General features: G+C 44.7%; 15 protein-coding genes. 10 read left to right on the forward strand and 5 right to left on the reverse strand.

From position 1 onward, the window contains the following. The first annotated feature begins 13 nt into the window (after positions 1-13). The gene (locus HUW51_RS09950) at positions 14-1699 is read left to right on the forward strand and encodes a S41 family peptidase (RefSeq protein ID WP_185273861.1); all 1686 of its coding nucleotides are present in this window, start codon (positions 14-16) and stop codon (positions 1697-1699) included. Between the two features lie 78 nt (positions 1700-1777). Here HUW51_RS09950 and HUW51_RS09955 read toward each other — a convergent pair whose 3' ends face one another. Further along, the gene (locus HUW51_RS09955) at positions 1778-2992 is read right to left on the reverse strand and encodes a hypothetical protein (protein ID WP_185273863.1); all 1215 of its coding nucleotides are present in this window, start codon (positions 2990-2992) and stop codon (positions 1778-1780) included. Between the two features lie 209 nt (positions 2993-3201). On the opposite strand from HUW51_RS09955, the gene HUW51_RS09960 reads away from it, so the two are divergent. The 3 genes from HUW51_RS09960 to HUW51_RS09970 all read left to right on the forward strand — a co-directional run bounded on the left by HUW51_RS09960 (position 3202) and on the right by HUW51_RS09970 (position 7691). Continuing rightward, the gene (locus HUW51_RS09960) at positions 3202-3477 is read left to right on the forward strand and encodes a hypothetical protein (protein ID WP_185273865.1); all 276 of its coding nucleotides are present in this window, start codon (positions 3202-3204) and stop codon (positions 3475-3477) included. A gap of 329 nt (positions 3478-3806) precedes the next feature. Beyond that, positions 3807-7295 carry a BamA/TamA family outer membrane protein gene (locus HUW51_RS09965; RefSeq protein WP_185273867.1) on the forward strand — a complete coding sequence of 1163 codons (3489 nt, stop codon included), beginning with the start codon at positions 3807-3809 and terminating at the stop codon, positions 7293-7295. Between the two features lie 126 nt (positions 7296-7421). Further along, complete coding sequence (locus HUW51_RS09970) at positions 7422-7691, forward strand: hypothetical protein (protein WP_185273869.1); 270 nt, start codon at positions 7422-7424, stop codon at positions 7689-7691. 75 nt (positions 7692-7766) lie between these two features. Here the strand turns inward: HUW51_RS09970 and HUW51_RS09975 are convergent, their stop codons facing one another. Both HUW51_RS09975 and HUW51_RS09980 read right to left on the reverse strand, forming a co-directional pair. Next, a complete protein-coding gene (locus tag HUW51_RS09975) occupies positions 7767-8027 on the reverse strand; it encodes a hypothetical protein (RefSeq protein WP_185273871.1) in 261 nt (86 codons plus the stop codon). Positions 8028-8283: 256 nt separating this feature from the next. Continuing rightward, on the reverse strand, positions 8284-9273 hold the full coding sequence (locus HUW51_RS09980; RefSeq protein ID WP_228466987.1) for a hypothetical protein: 990 nt from the start codon (positions 9271-9273) through the stop codon (positions 8284-8286). Between the two features lie 285 nt (positions 9274-9558). Between HUW51_RS09980 and HUW51_RS09985 the strand changes: the two genes are divergently transcribed. From HUW51_RS09985 to HUW51_RS10010, 6 genes are all read left to right on the forward strand, one after another. Next, a complete protein-coding gene (locus HUW51_RS09985; protein WP_185273872.1) occupies positions 9559-10278 on the forward strand; it encodes an SIMPL domain-containing protein in 720 nt (239 codons plus the stop codon). A 268-nt stretch (positions 10279-10546) separates the two neighbouring features. Continuing rightward, entirely contained in the window at positions 10547-10972 is a 426-nt protein-coding gene (locus tag HUW51_RS09990; RefSeq protein ID WP_185273874.1) for a hypothetical protein, read from the forward strand. A 345-nt stretch (positions 10973-11317) separates the two neighbouring features. Further along, the gene (locus HUW51_RS09995; protein WP_185273876.1) at positions 11318-12079 is read left to right on the forward strand and encodes an SDR family NAD(P)-dependent oxidoreductase; all 762 of its coding nucleotides are present in this window, start codon (positions 11318-11320) and stop codon (positions 12077-12079) included. A gap of 255 nt (positions 12080-12334) precedes the next feature. Next, complete coding sequence (locus HUW51_RS10000) at positions 12335-13345, forward strand: sugar kinase (protein WP_185273878.1); 1011 nt, start codon at positions 12335-12337, stop codon at positions 13343-13345. A 154-nt stretch (positions 13346-13499) separates the two neighbouring features. After that, positions 13500-14216 (forward strand): bifunctional 4-hydroxy-2-oxoglutarate aldolase/2-dehydro-3-deoxy-phosphogluconate aldolase, encoded by a 717-nt coding sequence (locus HUW51_RS10005; RefSeq protein WP_228466988.1) that lies wholly within the window; start codon positions 13500-13502, stop codon positions 14214-14216. Between the two features lie 35 nt (positions 14217-14251). Next, positions 14252-15568: an MFS transporter gene (locus tag HUW51_RS10010; RefSeq protein ID WP_185273880.1), complete on the forward strand. Its 1317-nt coding sequence runs from the start codon at positions 14252-14254 to the stop codon at positions 15566-15568. A gap of 28 nt (positions 15569-15596) precedes the next feature. Here the strand turns inward: HUW51_RS10010 and HUW51_RS10015 are convergent, their stop codons facing one another. Together HUW51_RS10015 and HUW51_RS10020 are read right to left on the reverse strand one after the other, a co-directional pair. Continuing rightward, entirely contained in the window at positions 15597-16898 is a 1302-nt protein-coding gene (locus HUW51_RS10015; RefSeq protein ID WP_185273882.1) for a Kelch repeat-containing protein, read from the reverse strand. 125 nt (positions 16899-17023) lie between these two features. Next, positions 17024-18043, reverse strand: a complete 1020-nt coding sequence (locus HUW51_RS10020) for a DUF4249 domain-containing protein (RefSeq protein WP_185273884.1) — start codon at positions 18041-18043, stop codon at positions 17024-17026.

Raw genomic sequence — 18043 nt, forward strand, 5'->3', positions numbered from 1 at the left:
AATCTGAAATACTATGGTTAAAAAGTTTACTGCCGGTCTGCTGGTTTGTACAGCAGTAGGTTTCCTGGTTTCGTTTAAACCCGATGATAATGGACGATACTTTGAAATCGCCAAGAACCTCGACATTTTTGCCACCTTGTTTAAAGAGGTAAATACCTATTACGTAGACGAGGTAACCCCCACCAAAATGGTGAAAACGGGCATTGATGCCATGCTGAAGTCGCTGGACCCGTACACCAACTACATTCCCGAAGACGATATTGAAGATTTCCGGACCATGACTACCGGCCAGTACGGAGGCATTGGGGCAAACGTGGGTAAACGCGACGGCAAAACCATTGTGCAATTACCTTACGAAGGCTACCCGGCGCAAAAGGCCGGTTTGCTAGCCGGCGACGAAATTTTAAAAATTGACGGCGTTAACATCGAAAAGAAGTCGTCGACGGATGTAAATAAGTTACTAAAAGGCCAGGCCAACTCCATCGTGGAACTGGAAATTAAGCGCTACGGCGTAGACAAACCCATTAGTTTAAAAATTACCCGCGCCAAGATTCAGATCGATAACGTGCCTTATTTTGGTATGGTAAGCAACGATATTGGTTATTTGCAATTAGCCGGTTTTACCATGGATGCTAGCCGCGAAGTGCGCAATGCCGTGGTTAAATTAAAAGAACAAGGTGCTAAAAAATTAATTATTGATTTGCGCGATAACCCCGGCGGTTTATTAAACGAAGCCATTAATATCTCAAATTTGTTTGTAGAGCGGGGTCGTGATATTGTAAGTACCAAAGGGAAAGTGGTAGAGTTTAATAAAATGTACAAAGCTCTGGACGAACCGCTGGATACCCAAATTCCATTGGCTGTTTTAACCAGTTCGCGCAGTGCCTCGGCATCCGAGATTGTATCAGGGGTTTTGCAGGACTACGACCGGGCTGTGCTGGTAGGGGAGCGTACTTTTGGTAAGGGATTGGTGCAATCTACCCGGCCATTAACGTATAATGCGCAGCTAAAAGTAACTACCGCTAAATATTACATTCCGAGTGGGCGCTGCATTCAGGCTATAGATTATACGCACCGCAAAGACGATGGCAGCTTAGGTAAAATTCCGGATTCGCTGCGGGTAGCTTTTAAAACCACCAGTGGCCGGGTAGTATACGATGGTGGTGGCGTAAGCCCAGATGTAGAAATTGTAGAAAAAGAATACTCGCAGATTGCGAAAACCCTGGCGAACAAAGGTTATTTCTTTGATTATGCCACTAAGTACCGCGCCGAGCACCCAACTATTGCCAGCGCCAAAGATTTTCACTTAACGGATGCCGAATATCAGAAGTTTGTTTCTTACTTATCGAACAAAGACATTACCTACTCTACCAGCGTAGAAAAAGCCATGGATGAGTTAGTGAAAAAATCAAAAGATGATAAGCACTTCGACGATATTAAAGCCGAAATTGAGGTAATTAAAAAGAAAGTTTCGACAAATAAAGCCAACGATTTAATCCGGTTTAAACCCGAAATTAGTGAATTGCTGGAGCAGGAAATTACGTCGCGTTACTTTTTCCAGAAAGGCATGATCGAATCTACTTTCGACGACGATCAGGATATTTTAGCAGCCATTAATTTGTTAAGCGACACTCCAAAATACAACGCGTATCTGCGGCCTTCCGATAATAACGCTACCACCGTCCGGAAGAATAAATAATTTTGCTGTAGTTGTTTAAACCAGTTCAGGCAAAGCGTTAAGAATTTGTGATCAGCAAATTCTTAACGCTTTTCTTTTTTATCTTTTAAGCAGCTTTCGTTGGGGCTGTTTTAACAATTGGTAAAATTGCTGGGCAGCGCGGGGCAACTGATTGCGTCGTTTTTTTAAATTTTTCTTTATTTCTTCGCCCACTAAGCGGTATACGCTAGCGGGTAATTGCTGCACTGCCCGGTTTATAGTGGTATCGGGTAGAGCTTGTTGGAGCTGGTGCGCTGTATTTTTAAAATTTTGCCAAGGTACCTGGCGCAGTACCAGGCTATCCAGGAAAGCGGCGTTTACCATTAAGCCATAAACGTTAGTTAAGGCACCCGAAAACTGCCCGAATTTAGGCATGGCCCAATTTTGAGTAGCCAGCCAGGGCAGCAAACCATCGCGGTAATTACAAAAGGCCTGGTCGCGGTCTTTGGGGATGGGCACATACCAGGTTATGGAATCGCGCGGGTAAACTGCCCACATCCACTGGCCGTTATGGCGGTCCCAGTCGCCAATTAAAAAATCAAATAAACGGCATTTCAGGTATTGGTCAGTAGCAATACGATGCGTTCTGGATTGTGAGTAATTTTTTAAAAAAGTTTCAGTATCTACAATAGCTCTGGCAGATTCCAAGCCGGGATAATGCCGGGGGTGATTCTGGTGTTTTTCTTCCAGCAAAAAAAGTTTACCGGCGGCCCGGGCAGCAAAAGGCCTAAATAAAGGATCGTTAGGCCGCACGTAACGCAATTGCGGGTGGGCGTGCGCAATACCGGTGGCCTGGGCGAGTACCGGTACTATTAAGGCCCCGTAAGGATTTGCCCCCGAAGTTTGATCACGCACAAAATCGCCTAACCAGGTTTTTTGCCAGAAAGGAGACAACACGGAAGTAGGATCTTTATTTACGGACCGGAGTGCGTAAGTGCGGCCAGCCGAGTCGAGCAAGGTAAAGCTTAAGGTTTGCATCCCGCCCCCAACGGCGGCAATTTTTAATCCGCCAAAAGTTTTATTTAAATCCAGTACTTTTGCTTTAACTGGTTCCGTCCAGATTGGGCGGTTGTGTTGGCCTAAAAACCAGGTAGCCACCGCTGACCGGCGATATTCCGGCCCGGAGCTTACCACCACACTATCGGGTAAACCCGCGGCTGTACGGGAAACAATTTTAACCGGAACTACCGGTACTGCAGATTTTTGGGATAAAAGCCAGTAACTTACTAGTGCCAATACCAGTAAAACTAAAACGAGCCGTTTTTTCTTAATCATGTTTGCTCATGGCCAATACGTATTTAACGGTCGCAAGCAATAAAGTTTAGCTTTTGCCCGAAGAAAAATGCAAACAAAGGCTAACAGATTTTTTAAATTAGGGGTGAAAAGTAAAAGTATTAACCAGAAGAAATTAAACGAAAATTAAACCCGCGGGAGTTTGTATTCTTATTTGTTAGTAGATTTATAAAAATTTAAAATTTTAGAATATGGCGAATAGTGCACAATATACCGGTATCAACGAATCGGTTTACAACAACTTAAAACAAAAATTATCGGGTTTCGGGATTGATTTAGAAGGCAATTCGGGCAAAGTATCCCAAAAAGGGGTTTCGGCGCAATATGCTTTTGACCCGGCTACGCAAACTTTAAAAATAAACGACGTAAACGTAAGTTTTCCGGCCAGTATGATGTTTAGCTCCGATAAAATTATTGGTATGATTTCGGAAGCGGTACAAGGAGCAGGCGGTTCTAAAGTTGCTTAATACTAGCACCGAAGGATAATTTTAAAATTTTACGATTATGGCACGAGAGCCTTCCGATTTAGCGGAAGGCTCTCGTGTTTTTAAAACAGCTACTAATTTACGCCGTATATTACTCCTAATGCATTTAGAACCGTATTTTCGTTAGTTTTTCGGTTAATTCGCTTTAACCAATTTTGTCCTGCTCTGTTTAAGTAATCAATATCTATGCGCCAATTAGTGCTATTATGATGCCTGTATCTTCTGTGTATTTTTTAAATTTTACCTTTTTTCTCGCTTTACTTAATTCGTTGTCTGGGTTGGCGCAAACGGGGGGCTTACCTGCAGAACCCATGCTCCCTAAAAGTGAAGTAATGCACACCGTGTTTCTGGTGGGCAATACCGGGGCACCCCTCGATACCACCGCCGGCGCTAAATTGCGTTTGTTGCGGGAACAACTGTTGGCTTCGGGTAAAGCCAGTAACCTGGTATTTATTGGCAATACTTTCTACCCTCGCCTGTTACCGCCTCCCAATAACTCTGCGCGGGCCAGTGCCGAACAAGCTTTAAAAGCGCAATTAGCTACCCTGAAAGGTTATAAAGGCCAGGTGCATATTATTCCGGGCGATCATCAATTAAAAAAAGAGAAGAATACTGCTTCCCGGCGCGCCCGGTACCAAGAGCAATTTATCCGGGATTACCTGCAAAACGAAGCTGTTTTTATGCCCGAAAATAGCTGCCCTGGTCCAAGCCAAATCGAGATCAATGATAATATTTTGTTACTGCTGCTGGATACCAAATGGTTTATGCCCCGTAGCCCCCAAATTGACGAGGATGCCGGCTGTGCGGCCAATAGCGCTGCAGCCGTGCTGGCCGAAGTAGACGATGCCCTTAAAAGCAATGCGCAAAAGCAAATAATTGTGGCCACCCACGTAGCCCAGGACATTAAGCCCTACCGCTACCGGGTTATGCAAAAAGCGTACACCCAAATTTACCGCCAGCACCCGGGTTTAATTCACGTGGAAGATAATAGCCCTGCTTTGGCGTACGCGTGGCAGGATAGCATTAATTACATCCGCACGGGTTGGCGCTCGCTTTACCGGAATATCAGGCAAAAACCTGCCCCGCTATTTACCGCCTCGGAACCGGGTTTTTCTAAAATTATATTTTACGAAAACGGGGAAGCCTGGCTGGAGTTCTGGACTACTACGTTGGCGGCGCAACCCGCCGCCAAAATGGCTTACCGGCGCTTGCTCATGAAAAAAACAACTTTGGCCCAATTAAACGCTAAAATTAAACCATCGCGGGCTATAGATTATACCGATAGTACCGTAACGGTAAATGCCAGCAGTGTGTACCAGGTTAATGCGTTTAAGCGCTGGCTGCTCGGCGAAAATTACCGTGCTGAGTGGGCTACCCCGGTAACATTGCCGGTTTTTGATGTAGGTAAAATGAAGGGCGGGCTAAAGGTAGTGCAGCGCGGGGGCGGTTTTCAAACTAGGTCGTTGCGTTTGGTTGATTCTGAAGGGAAAGAATTTGTAATGCGATCTGTGGAGAAATACCCCATCGAGGCTATTCCAAGAGCTTTGCGCCGCACGGTAGCCGCCGATATAGTTAAGGATCAAATTTCAGCTTCGCACCCCTATGCGCCGCTGGTACTGCCTTCTTTGGCGCAAGCGGCCGGAGTTTACCATACCAATCCGCAATACTTTTTTATCCCCGACGATCCGCGGTTAGGTAGTTTTAGAACGGGCTTAGCCAACACCATTGGCTTGTTCGAAGAGCGGCCTGACGACGATGAATCTAAATCGCCGCATTTTGGAAATTCTAAAAAAGTATACGGCACCGATAAAGTGCTCGAAAAAATTTACGAAGACAACGACGACCAGGTAGACCAGCAAGCTGTAGTGCGAGCGCGGCTATTCGACTTTTTTATCGGCGACTGGGACCGCCACGAAGACCAATGGCGCTGGGCCAGCTTTGAAAACGAAAACGGTAAAGGAAAAACGTATCAGCCTATTCCGCGCGACCGCGACATGACTTTTTTCGTGAACCAGGGCGTAATTCCAAAAATTGCCAGCCGCAAATGGATTATGCCAAAAATTCAGGGCTTTGATGAAGCCATCCGGGATGTAACTACTTTTAATTTCAACGCCCGCTACTTCGATCGTACTTTTTTAACGGCGCTTTCTTTAAACGACTGGTTAAAATCGGCTACCGAGCTGCAGCAAAGCCTCACGGATGACGTGATTGAGGACGCCCTGAAAAAGCTGCCGGAACCTATTTACCAGATTCGGGGCGCTGCCCTAACCGCTACGCTTAAAGCCCGCCGCGCCCACTTAGTGAGAGATGCGGCTAAATACTATAAATTCCTGGCGCGTGCAGTAGATGTAGTAGGGTCCGATAAACGGGAGTTGTTTCGTGTAACCCGCCTGGATGATGAAAATACGCAGGTAGAAGTTTTTAAAATCAGTAAGAAAAATGAAGTAGAACAATCCATCTACAACCGGATTTTTAAAATTTCCGAAACCCGCGAGGTGCGGTTGTACGGCTTGGGCGGCGACGATACGTTTGAGGTAACCGGCACTGTTAAAAGAGGCATGCGCATCCGGATTATTGGGGGCGAAGGAGCCGATATAATTACGGATAGTTCGCGGGTAAAAAAAGGCAGTTGTAAAACCATTATTTACGACACCGCTACCGGTAACCAATTGCAGTTAGCCAGTGAATCTAAAAACGAAACCTCAGACCGCAACGAAGCCGTAAATGAATACGACCGCAAAGCATTCCGGTATAACTACCTCGGGCCATTAGCTTCTATTGAATATAACAAAGACGATGGTTTTTATTTGGGTGGCGGCTTTCTGGCTACCCAACAAGGTTTCCGGAAAGATCCGTTTGCTTCTTCGCACCGGTTTGTGGCTAATTACGCCTTAGCTACGCATTCTTTTTTGTTTCGCTACGGTGGTTATTTTACCCAGGCTTTAGGCATTTTCGACGTTGGCTTAAACCTAGACGTAAAAACCCGGAATTTCGCCGATAACTTTTTTGGCTTGTCTAACGAATCGGTTTATAACCGCGAAGTGGGCATTGATTTTTACCGGTACCGTTCGGAGCGTTATACTTTTAACGTTTTACTGGGGCGCCGGTGGGGCAAGTACCAGCGGCTTTTGTTTGGGCCAACTTATCAGTTTGTGCAGGTGCAGGAGCCCGTAAACCGTTATTTAGAGCAATTTAGCGCGGAGGAGCTAAGCCCCAACGACCCTTTTGCCTCCAAAAGTTACGCGGGGCTGCAAATGTCTTACGAACTCGATAGCCGCGATAATAAAACTTTACCCAGCCGGGGCGTGTACTTTTTAACGGAGGCCAGCGGTTACCTAGGTACCAACAACTATTCTACTAATTACTCGCGCATTAATTCGCAGCTATCGTTTTTCCAGACGGTGTATTTGCCGTTTAAAGTGGTGCTGGCCGGCCGCGTGGGCGGCGGTACTACCCTGGGCGATTTTGAATTTTTTCAGGCCAATACCCTGGATGGCTTGTACAACGTGCGGGGCTTCCGGCGGTCGCGCTACTCGGGGCGTTCGAGTTTTTACAATAACCTCGAAGCCCGGATTCAATTATTTAATTTTCAAACGTATTTATTTCCGGGAGCCGCCGGCGTCATGGTTTTTCATGATAGCGGGCGCGTTTGGAACAGTAATGAGCAATCTAATAAATGGCACCGCGGCTACGGCGGCGGCTTTTGGTTTGCCCCGGTAAACTTAATTGTAATTACGGCGGGCTACATGGTTTCCGACGAAAACCGGTTGCCTTTAATCAGTGCCGGATTTTTATTTTAGAAAGTAGGCTTGGAATGAACACCAAATAAAGAGGTTTGCGTATAAAGTTTGCTAATGGCAGACCTAAGTCTGAAAAAGTGAATGAAAACAGTGACCAAAAAACACAAACATTAACGCATAAAACTCATGAAAGATCAACAATTAGAGCAATTGAAAATACAGCCGGAAGACTTATCTAAAACTTTTGAAAACGTAATGCACGTGTTTCAGCAAGGTAATACCGAGCGTTTACCCGATTTACTGCAAGATGCCGGTAACTTACTTATGAAAGCCAGCCGCAAATTATCGACTACCCAGTTGGTGTTGGCTGTTGCGGTAGTAGCCGTAGGCGTTATTTTCGTAGCTAAAAAGATAGAAGACGAACTGGAAGAAAACGACAATCAGATTGGTCAATAAGCGGCATAAGCTAAGCCTATAAACAAAAAAAGCTGCCTTGAGGGCAGCTTTTTTTGTTTATAGCTAATTACCGGATTAGTTCAGGTAAATAGAAAATAGCTCGAAACGGTTAGAGGCAAAGCTCCAGTGCGAAGCCGATGGATGTATTTCCTGGCCATCGCGGTTTAAAATAGTAACGGCTACCCCTTCCGAAACATTTAAAGGCTCGGTAAAACATTTAACAGCATATATCCGGCCTGCTTCAATCCACTCATCCGGTTCGAAGCTGGGTAAAGAATCATCGATGCAGTGGGCATATAAGGCCACGTATTTGGGAGGAATGTTTAAATTTACCATAAAGCTAAAACTATTAATTATGCCTAAATGTTCCGGACTACTTCGGTTACTGCATTCACGTGAGATAGTCGGGCTGGTACTAATTATGTAAACAAAAGATAAAAATTATTTTTTTAAGATCAAAAAATATCTCCCCGATTTTTGTAAGCTTTTTTGAAAAAATAGTTTTAATTTAAAAAAAAGAGAATAAATCAACCTGTTTATTGCAATATTAACTTTATTGTTCTTTTAGTTTACGCATACTTTTAAGATTAGGTTAGTCTGCTTGCATTTCTTTAAAACTACCAGCGGCATCGAATAAAAAGCTTAGCGGCTGCTGCGGATTTTTTAAAATTTCGGTTTCGGTAATGCCCCAGCGTTTCAGCATTTCTTCGAACATGTGGGTATAGCCGCTCAGTTGCCACGGATTAAACACAGAAGCCGTAATATCGTCGATTAAAGTATCTACCACCAGGGCCTGGTCGCCGGGTTTTACGGAGCGCACAAAATACTCCGGTATCACATTTAACAGATAAGCAGCATAATATACCTGCGCTAAAAATTCGGCGGCTTGCTTGGGGTGCAACGCTTTGCCCGCCAGAGGGTGCCATAAACGTTGCTGCAGGGCTTCTTTAATAATACCGTTATCCAGGAGGCAGCAAACCAGTAAGGTATCGTCCATTTTTAAACTAATCATCATGGTGTACAAATCGTCGCGGAACTCAAAAGCGGCGCTGCCGGCATCTGGCTGCAAGGGCACTACAAAAACCGAACAAGGTATAAAATCAGGAAACACCATGGGCACCCGTATAGATTGCAGCACTTTAAAAAAAGACTGCATTTTATCGAGCATGTAAATATCTTCGGTGAGCACAAACTGGGGTTGTAAGAGCGGGTCTTGCTCGGCTTTTATTTCGCGCACCAGCAAACCGTAGAAAATTTTACCCAGCCACCGAAAAATTACTTTCTCGTCGAGTTGCTGCCAACCAGTTAAACCTTCGGCGGCTACGGCTTGTACTTGTTCTTCCAAAGGCGCCAGGTGCTGGTGCTGGCAATTGGCGCAGCAAGGCAAGGTTAGCTCGGCGTAGGTTAATATGCTTTTATCTAGTAACAATATTTCTTGCTTAGCCAGGTTATACTTGGCCATGAGCCAATCCGGGAAAATAGGAATAACCTCCGTTGGGTTTACGGGCCGGCCGCACAAAAAACAGTTATCCTGAATGATAGCAAGCTGCTGGAAAGGATTATATAAAGTTAAATCATTCATAATTTAAAAAATGCTAGGGCGCAAAGTTACACAATCAGGCGCAGGAAGAGTATTTATCTTTAGTAGGTTAATTTTGGTTTAGGTGGTAGTACAGGAAATAAACCTAAAGTATAATGCAACCAATCCGTTTAGATCACGGTCTCTAATCGTAAATGATTAGAAATTATCCGGGCTTTATACCTGTTGTTTGGGCTTTTGCGGGTGCTTGGTTAAACCCAGAAGTAGGCACGGTACTTGTCTTATTATTCATATTCTAAATAACCACTCTATACTTATCTAACACTTATGAAAAGGACTATATTTTCGCTTTTAATTTTATTATTTATGCAGCAATTTACTTTTGCCCAGGTTCAGCCTACAACCGTTTTGCCGCCTTTGGTAAATGTATCGGGTTACGGCGAAGTAAAAGTACAACCCGATGAAATAAGCTTGCAGGTAGCCGTGGAAACCCGCGATAAATCGTTGGACGAGGCTAAAAAGCAAAATGATAAAAACGTAGCCGCTATTCTGGCTTACCTTAAAAAAAGTGGCGTAGATGCTAAAAACGTGCAAACAACTTACATGAGTGTGCAGCCTATTTACTCCGGTAATTTTGGACAAGCTACCCCGGATGTATATACCGCTACTAAAACCATAAATGTGCTGGTTAAAAAAATAAGTTCTTTCGACGAATTAATGGCGGGCATTTACAAAGCCGGCGCTAACCGCGTAGATGGCATTGATTTCAGAACTTCAGATTTACAAAAACACCGCGAACAAGCCCGTAAATTAGCCGTGCAGGCGGCCCGCCAAAAAGCTACCGCGTTAACATCTGAGTTAGGCGCCAAAGTAGGCCGGGTGTATTCTATTAACGAATCGGGCAATAATTATCCGGGCCCAATTGCTTACGGCCGGGCAAATAAAATGATGGAATCAGCCGCGTTTGATGGAGCTGGCGGATCAACCATTGCGGCCGGAGAAATTATAGTTTCGGCTAGCGTAGATGTAAGCTTTTTAATTGAATAGCCCGCAATTTGCGGTTTAAAAAGCCCGGTCAGGTTTGCCTGAACCGGGCTTTTAAATTTTTAACTTACCATATAGCAATAATCCTGCATTTTATAAAACATTTCTTTTAATGATGCAGTTAGTAAAAAGGTACTTAGCCTTAAGGCACGTAGAAATAATTAAAATCTAATAAACAGGCTGGTTATACGGCTAGAATTTAAAATTTTTAAAAAATAGGCGTATAAAGTAAACAAAGAAAAGGGTTGTAATTGATTGAGGTGCTTGATACATGCGTTGTTTGTCAGAAAGTTTTTTACACATTGACTGGGACGAAGAATACGATATTCTTTACCTGGAATGGTATTACTACCCGGGCCAAGAGGCTTACCGCGAAAGTCTAAATTCAACCCTGAACTTAGCCCGTCAGAAAGAAATAAGGTTTTTTATAGCTAACGTAAAACAACTTAAGGCTATAGAACCAACCGAAATATCCTGGTACATTGAAAACTGGTTTCCGGAACTGCTCACCTTACCCATCCAAAAAATAGCTTTTATTTTATCAACCAATAATTTTGAAGAGAGTGCCGCCGGTTTTATACAAAAGCTGGATATACCGGTTTTACCTTTCGAAATGGAATTTTTCACGCAAATCGAAAAAGCTTATGCCTGGATTAAAAATAACCCGTTGGCCGGACCCAGGTTATACACGGAGTAGTTGTTGCGCCGGATTATTTTAAATAACAGGCTACGCTGAAATTTAAAAAATTTAAAAATTTATCCGCAAAAGTTAAAAGATTTAGCGCACTACGCTTGCTTTTAACTCAGCAGAAAGCCCGCTAAAGATTTGTGGCTGATTTTTAAAATTTTACTGCAGCAACTAGCTAAAATTACCAGAATACACCTAATGGGGCAATTATTTTAATAAGTAGCTAAACTCCAGAATTTAATAAAAAAGTTTAGCAGCTTGTTTCTAAAATGCTTTCATCCGGAATAAATGCCGAATAAATTTCTGGTATTAAGTTAAATTCAACATATTTGAAAGCTTAAGCGCAGAAAAAACATGGCATCATCTCCTTTTGATTTAACTGGTAAACTGGCATTAATTACCGGGGGCGGCACCGGTTTAGGTTTAGGTATTGCCGAAGCATTTATTCAGGCGGGCGCCCGGGTAATAATTACGGGCCGGCGCGAAGAAGTGCTGCAACAAGCTTGTCAGCAGTTGGGGCCGCAAGTAAGCTGCGAGGTAAACGACGTAGCCGATTTAGATTCTATTCCGGGGTTGGTACAAACCGTAGAACAAAAATACGGGCCGATTGATATACTGGTAAACAACGCCGGTATTAATTTAAAAAAACACACCCTGGAGGTGAACGACGCCGAGTTTCAGGCGATTATTCAAACTAATTTATTGGGTTTGTTTGCTTTAACCCGCGAAGTAGCCAAAGGCATGACCCAACGCAAATCCGGTTCTATTCTCATGATTACGTCCATGGCGGCGTTGTACGGTTTGCCTTTGGTAAGCGCGTATGCGGCTTCTAAATCGGCGGTTTTGGGTATGGTGCGGGTACTCGCCAGCGATTTATCGCCCCACGGCATCCGGGTAAACGCCATTGCCCCGGGTTTTATTCAGTCGCCGATGTTGTTAAAAGCCCTGGAAACCGATCCGGAACGTAAACGAAAAGTGTTGGGCCGCACGCCCTTGGGTGGTTTTGGGCAACCCGCCGATATTGGACACGCGGCCGTGTTTCTGGCCTCCGATGCTGCCCGTTTTATTACCGGCGTTAACTTGCCCGTTGATGGCGGCAATTCCATCGGTTTTTAAATTTAAGTGCAGCTAAGTGCACCCCAGAATCTAAGTTTTTGGTGCAAATCTACATGAACCGGTTACAAGCTAAATTTTTAATTTTTTTGATTTCCGGAACCATTCAGTTGAGAAAAACAAAGCAAACTGATTGAAATGGAAAGTGGCCGATAGCGTTACCGGAAAGGTTGCCGTTAAAAAAATGCATATAAAAGCATAAAAGCTCTATTATTTACTATAAATTACCCGATAAAGTTGAATTCAAAAACAAACTCTGTGCGTCAGGTTATTACTTTTGGCGAGATTATGATGCGGCTTTCTACGCCGGGTTTTGCCCGTTTTTCGCAGGCAAGCAGTTTTAATGTAACTTATGGCGGCGGCGAAGCCAACGTGGCCGTATCACTGGCTTATTTTGGTATTCCGGCCGGGCACGTAACCCGTTTCCCGGATAATGATTTAGGCCACGCCGCTACGGCTTTGCTGCGGCAACACCAGGTAGCTACCGAACATATTGTTTACGGCGGCGACCGCTTAGGCCTGTATTTTCTGGAAACCGGGGCCGTAGCCCGGCCCAGCAAAGTAGTTTACGACCGCGCCGATTCGGCTTTTGCTCAACTGGAACCCGGTATGCTAAACTGGGAAGAAATACTGGCCAATGCCCAATGGTTTCACTGGACCGGTATTACGCCCGCTATCTCGGAAGGAGCCGCCCAAAGCTGCCTGGAAGCAATTAAAGTAGCTAATAAGTTAGGTATAACCGTATCGGCAGATATTAATTACCGTAAAAATTTGTGGCAATACGGCAAAAAAGCCCACGAAGTAATGCCCGAATTAGTAGCCGGCTGCGATATTATCGTGTCGAGCGTTGGCGATGCATCCGATATTTTAAAAATTTCTCCTTTCCAAGACGATGCGGATGAGTTTACTTCGGTGTGCCGGCAAATTATGCAGCAATACCCTAAAATTAAAAAAATTGTAAATACCAAACGGGGCTCGGTAAGCGCTTCGCATAATACCTTATCCGGTATGCTCTGGAATGGGCAGGAGTTGTTGCAAACCATAACCCACGATATCACCCACATTATAGACCGGATTGGCGGCGGCGATGCGTTTATGGCCGGTTTAATTTACGGGTTGCTTACTTACCAAAACGACCAAAAAGCTTTGGATTTTGCGGTAGCGGCTTCGGCGTTAAAACATACCATTGAAGGCGATGCCAACTTAGTAACCGTAGCCGAAGTGGAGCCCGTAATGGAAGGCGATAGCTCCGGCCGTTTAAAAAGATAAGTTGGTCCATAGTCCATGGTCGATAGACGATGGTCCATAGACCACGGTCGATAGACAATAGACGATGAGAAACAGACATAGAATATAAATTTTCATAGCTGTTATTTGATTCAATAATAAATTTTTAAAAATAAAATTATTAAAAAAATAATCCGTGGACTATGGTCTATCGACTATCGACCAAGGACTGTCAACTAAAAATATGGCTCGTTTTACCCGATTGCAAGCTTACGCCAAAATGGCGGAAACCGGTTTAGTACCAGTGTTTTATCATTCAGATTTAGAAGTATGTCAGCAAGTATTGGCGGCTTCGTACCGGGCCGGCGTGCGCGTTTTTGAATTTACGAACCGCGGCGACTTTGCCCACGAAATTTTTGGCGAACTCAACAAGTTTGCAGCCCAGCATTGCCCCGAAATGATCTTGGGTGCCGGAACCGTTTTTGATGCCGGAACTGCTTCTTTATACATGCAACTTGGCGCTTGCTTTATTGTGTCGCCGGTTTTAAAAGACGATGTGGCCATTACCTGTAACCGCCGCAAAGTAGGTTGGATTCCGGGTTGCGCTACCATGGGCGAAGTGTCGCGGGCTGAAGAATTAGGCGCCGAAGTAGTAAAAATATTTCCGGGCGATGTAGTAGGGCCCGCTTTTGTAAAAAGCTTACTAGCACCTATGCCTTGGTCTACGGTAATGGTTACCGGCGGTGTTAAGCCCGAAGCCGAAAATTTAAAATCCTGGTTTCAGGCAGGCGTAACTTGCGTAGGCTTAGGCTCGCAGTTAGTACCCTCGGACTTGTTAAAAAACAAGAATTACGCCGGTATCGAAGCGCACATGAAAGCCACCATGGATCTGGTGAAGCAAGTAAGAGCATAATGAAAAAATAAACGAGTAACTTAAACAAATAGCCTATGCAAACATTAACTAAAACTGTTGCCACCGGAGTAGGTTCTTATCGCTGGACTATTTGTTCGCTCGTATTTTTTGCCACTACCATTAATTACCTCGACCGGGCGGTAATTAGTTTATTAAAATCTAACCTGGAAACCGAGTTCCGGTGGACCGAAACCGATTATTCTAACATTGTAATTGCTTTTCAGTTGTCGTACGCCTTGGGTATGCTGGGGGTAGGCCGGTTGATTGATAAACTAGGAACCAAATTAGGTTACGCTTTATCTATTACTTTGTGGAGTGTGGCGGCTATAGGCCACGCCTTAGTTAAAAGCACTTTTGGTTTTGTGATTGCCCGTTCGGCATTGGGTATTACCGAAGCCGGTAATTTCCCGGCGGCCATTAAAACGGTGGCCGAGTGGTTCCCGAAAAAAGAACGGGCTTTGGCTACCGGTATTTTTAATTCGGGTACCAACATCGGGGCTATTATTGCGCCTTTAACGGTGCCTTTTATTGCGGTGCAATGGGGCTGGCAATGGGCTTTTATTCTAACTGGTTTAATCGGATTTATCTGGCTGGTTGCCTGGTTTTTTATCTACGAAGTGCCTGCCCGGCACGCAAAGTTATCCCGTACCGAGTTCGATTATATTCATAGCGACGTGGATACCGCCACCGATACCGAGAATTCCGGGAAACCGGTTTCCTGGTTAAAGTTGCTGGGTTTCCGGCAAACATGGGCTTTTGCTTTAGGTAAGTTTTTAACCGATCCGGTGTGGTGGTTTTATTTGTTCTGGCTGCCGGCTTTCTTAAAAGCCGAATATGGTGTAGAAGGTACAGCCATGGCAATGCCGGTAGCCTTGGTTTATACTTTATCTACTTTGGGCAGCATTGGCGGCGGCTGGTTGCCCTTAAAATTTATCCGGGGCGGTATGCCGGTGTTTAAAGCCCGCAAAACTTCCATGCTCATTTATGCTTTTTGCGCGTTGCCGGTGTTGTTTTCGCAGTACCTAGGTTCGTTTAACATGTGGTTGGCTGTGTTTATTATTGGTTTTGCGGCCTCGGCGCACCAGGCCTGGAGCGCCAACATTTTTACGACGGTTTCGGATATGTTTCCTAAAAACGCTATTGGCTCGGTTACGGGCATTGGGGGCATGTTTGGCGGCTTAGGCGGCATGCTCATCGCGAAATTGGCCGGCTTGTTATTCGACCACTACAAAGCTTTAGGCTCCATCGAGATTGGCTATTACATTATGTTTTTGGTTTGCGGCAGCGCGTATCTGTTGGCCTGGTTGGTAATGCATGTGTTAGCCCCCAAAATGAAGCAAGTGGCTGTTTAAGTTTTCCAATAATTCATAATTTTAAAATTTAAGGATTAAATTCCCAGAAATCGGAGGCGGGTTGGTATTCTTCTGCTCCGGCTAAACTAGGTTTTACCCGCAGTCCAATCCCTAAATAAGCTTTATCCCCGATGGTATTGGCGGTTACCTGCACGTTGCCAAGGCCGGGATAATCCGTGAATTTTTGCCAGGTATCCGCCTCCGGATTGTATTGCCAGATATCGCGTAAGCCATTCGGCGTATTCTTGGCCTGACCTAAGCCATAATAACCTTTGCCTTTCACCGAAAAGGCAACGCCATTTACACGGTCTTCGCCCGGAAAGTCTGCTTTTTGTAGCCAGGTATCTGTATCGGGGTTGTATTCGTACAAACTTTTGGTTTTGCCCGCCAAGGACTCTTCCTCGATTAATATGTAGCCTTTAGCTCCAATGGAGAAGCCAACAAAATTGCCCAGAAAAGGCCCCGGAAAATTATTTTGTTTGTGCCAACTCACTCCGTTTAGCAACATCCATACGTTGCGCTCGGCCCGGTTTTCTATTACATAAGTCCGGTTATCTAAAGTAAAATGGGTGAGGGTAGAATACCCAAAAGGAAAATCAGGATATTCTTCTTCGGTGCCCCCGTAGAAAAAGCCGTATTGCCAGAAATCTTTTTGGTAGATGTATTTCCCGGGTATGTTTTCCCGGATCTGGTAGCCGCCGCCAAAGTAAGTAGCTTCATCGCCAAACTTGTTTAGCTTAAATAACAGCGGCTCAAACCGCGACGCTTTAAAAATAAGATCTTTTTGTTGCGCCCAAATGTTGCTGCCGGCAAAATAATACCATACTTCGGTAATAAACTCATCTGTTGGCCGAACTACCACAATGCCATTGCCCAAGGCTACGCTACTCACCCAATTAGATTTATCCGACCATTCTATACCGGTTAACGACTGCCAGACAAACGGCGCCTGGTGCAATAAACTAACTTCGTTGCTGTAATAATAAGCTTCGCCTAAACGAACGTAGGCCTTTACATAAAGGGTGGTACCTAAAGGTAATTCCGAAAATTGTAAAGCCGATATTCCGTTTTCGGGGCGGGCAACAAAGGTTTTTTTATTAGCCGAAACAGTAGGATTGGGATTCTCGGACCAAACAACGCCATACTCTCCGTTTGGGTTTGTACTCATTCCGGATAATTCTATTTTGGCTTCGGCTTGGGTGGCATCGAGCGAGTACACCGACAGTAAGTTAATAACCGGATTGGAAGGCGTAACTTCTTTATCTGGTTTACAAGAGATAAAGCTCGAAACAAATAAGAAAAACCAGGCTATAGAACGGGGTATTTGCATTGATTTATGAGGTAAAGCAGCCTTAGTAAAACAGAATGATGATGGTTAAATAATAAAGCCGAAATTCAAAATTTTTAAAATTTTATTAAACCAGCAGACTTTAGGTTCTTACTTATAAAGTACTTTTACCAGCCTTCCGGTTGATAAATGCTGGCATCCGGGTAAGCCAAACGGCAATCTCCGGGAGAAATAAATTCTTTGTAGTAGTCCGGAAATAACTGCAAGGTATCGCCGCTAATCGTAAGCCGTTTACGCGAAACGCAGGATGCGCCAAAGTAACCCAATGCCAATTCTGCTGGGTTTTCGGCATTGGCCATATTGCCTTCAATGGGCGCCGGTAGCGGATCAAAAATACTGCCCACGCGGCTTTGCTGCTCCTGAAAACGTTTCCAGAACTGGTAGGCTGCGCGCGTAAGCGAATATTGACTGACTTCGGCAAATAATTTACCGCGGGCGTAGTAAGGGGCAAAAAACACTTCGCGGTTTTTTATGTAATTGCCATTTATGAAGTCGTCGGTGTAAATATTGGTTCGGTTATCAAAAACCGGAATCCAGCAGTTGGTGCAGCAAATACCACCTGCTCGCGGCGCTCCCAACGATTCCCGGCGACTATAACCGTAGGCGGTCCAGCGGTAATAGTTTTCGGTTTCGGCGGGGTCTTTGGTATCGGCCATTACCTGGTAGCCACTGGGTTTACTGTAATCGGGTATTTCTTTAAAAACTGCCGTTAAATTTTCGATGGGTGGAACCGGTAAGAGCAACTCGGGGCTGGATATAAATGTTTTGCCCTGCGGTGTAACTACTTTTAACGTGTACGATTTTCCTACCTGGCCCACAAAACTAGAATCGGAGGTGCGGTAAATGCCAGGTTGCTGAATAATCGGCTTTAAGGTAACTGAGGCGCCGGTATTATCCGAAATAGTTACCAGGGCGCCGCTAACGGCTAACGAAGCAGGGGCAATGCGGCCCGCCATAAACGTTCCTGTATAGGTAAGCCGCACGCTGTAAGGCGGTTTTTCGTTCGTAATCAAGCCTTCTACTACTAATTTCTGCTCTTCGTTCCGGATAGGTAAATTTACTTCGTCGATGCAGGCAGTAAGCATGCCTAAGCCCAAAAACAAAACAGAAGCTATATACTTTAACAT

This window comes from Adhaeribacter swui (assembly GCF_014217805.1).
Lineage (GTDB): Bacteria > Bacteroidota > Bacteroidia > Cytophagales > Hymenobacteraceae > Adhaeribacter > Adhaeribacter swui.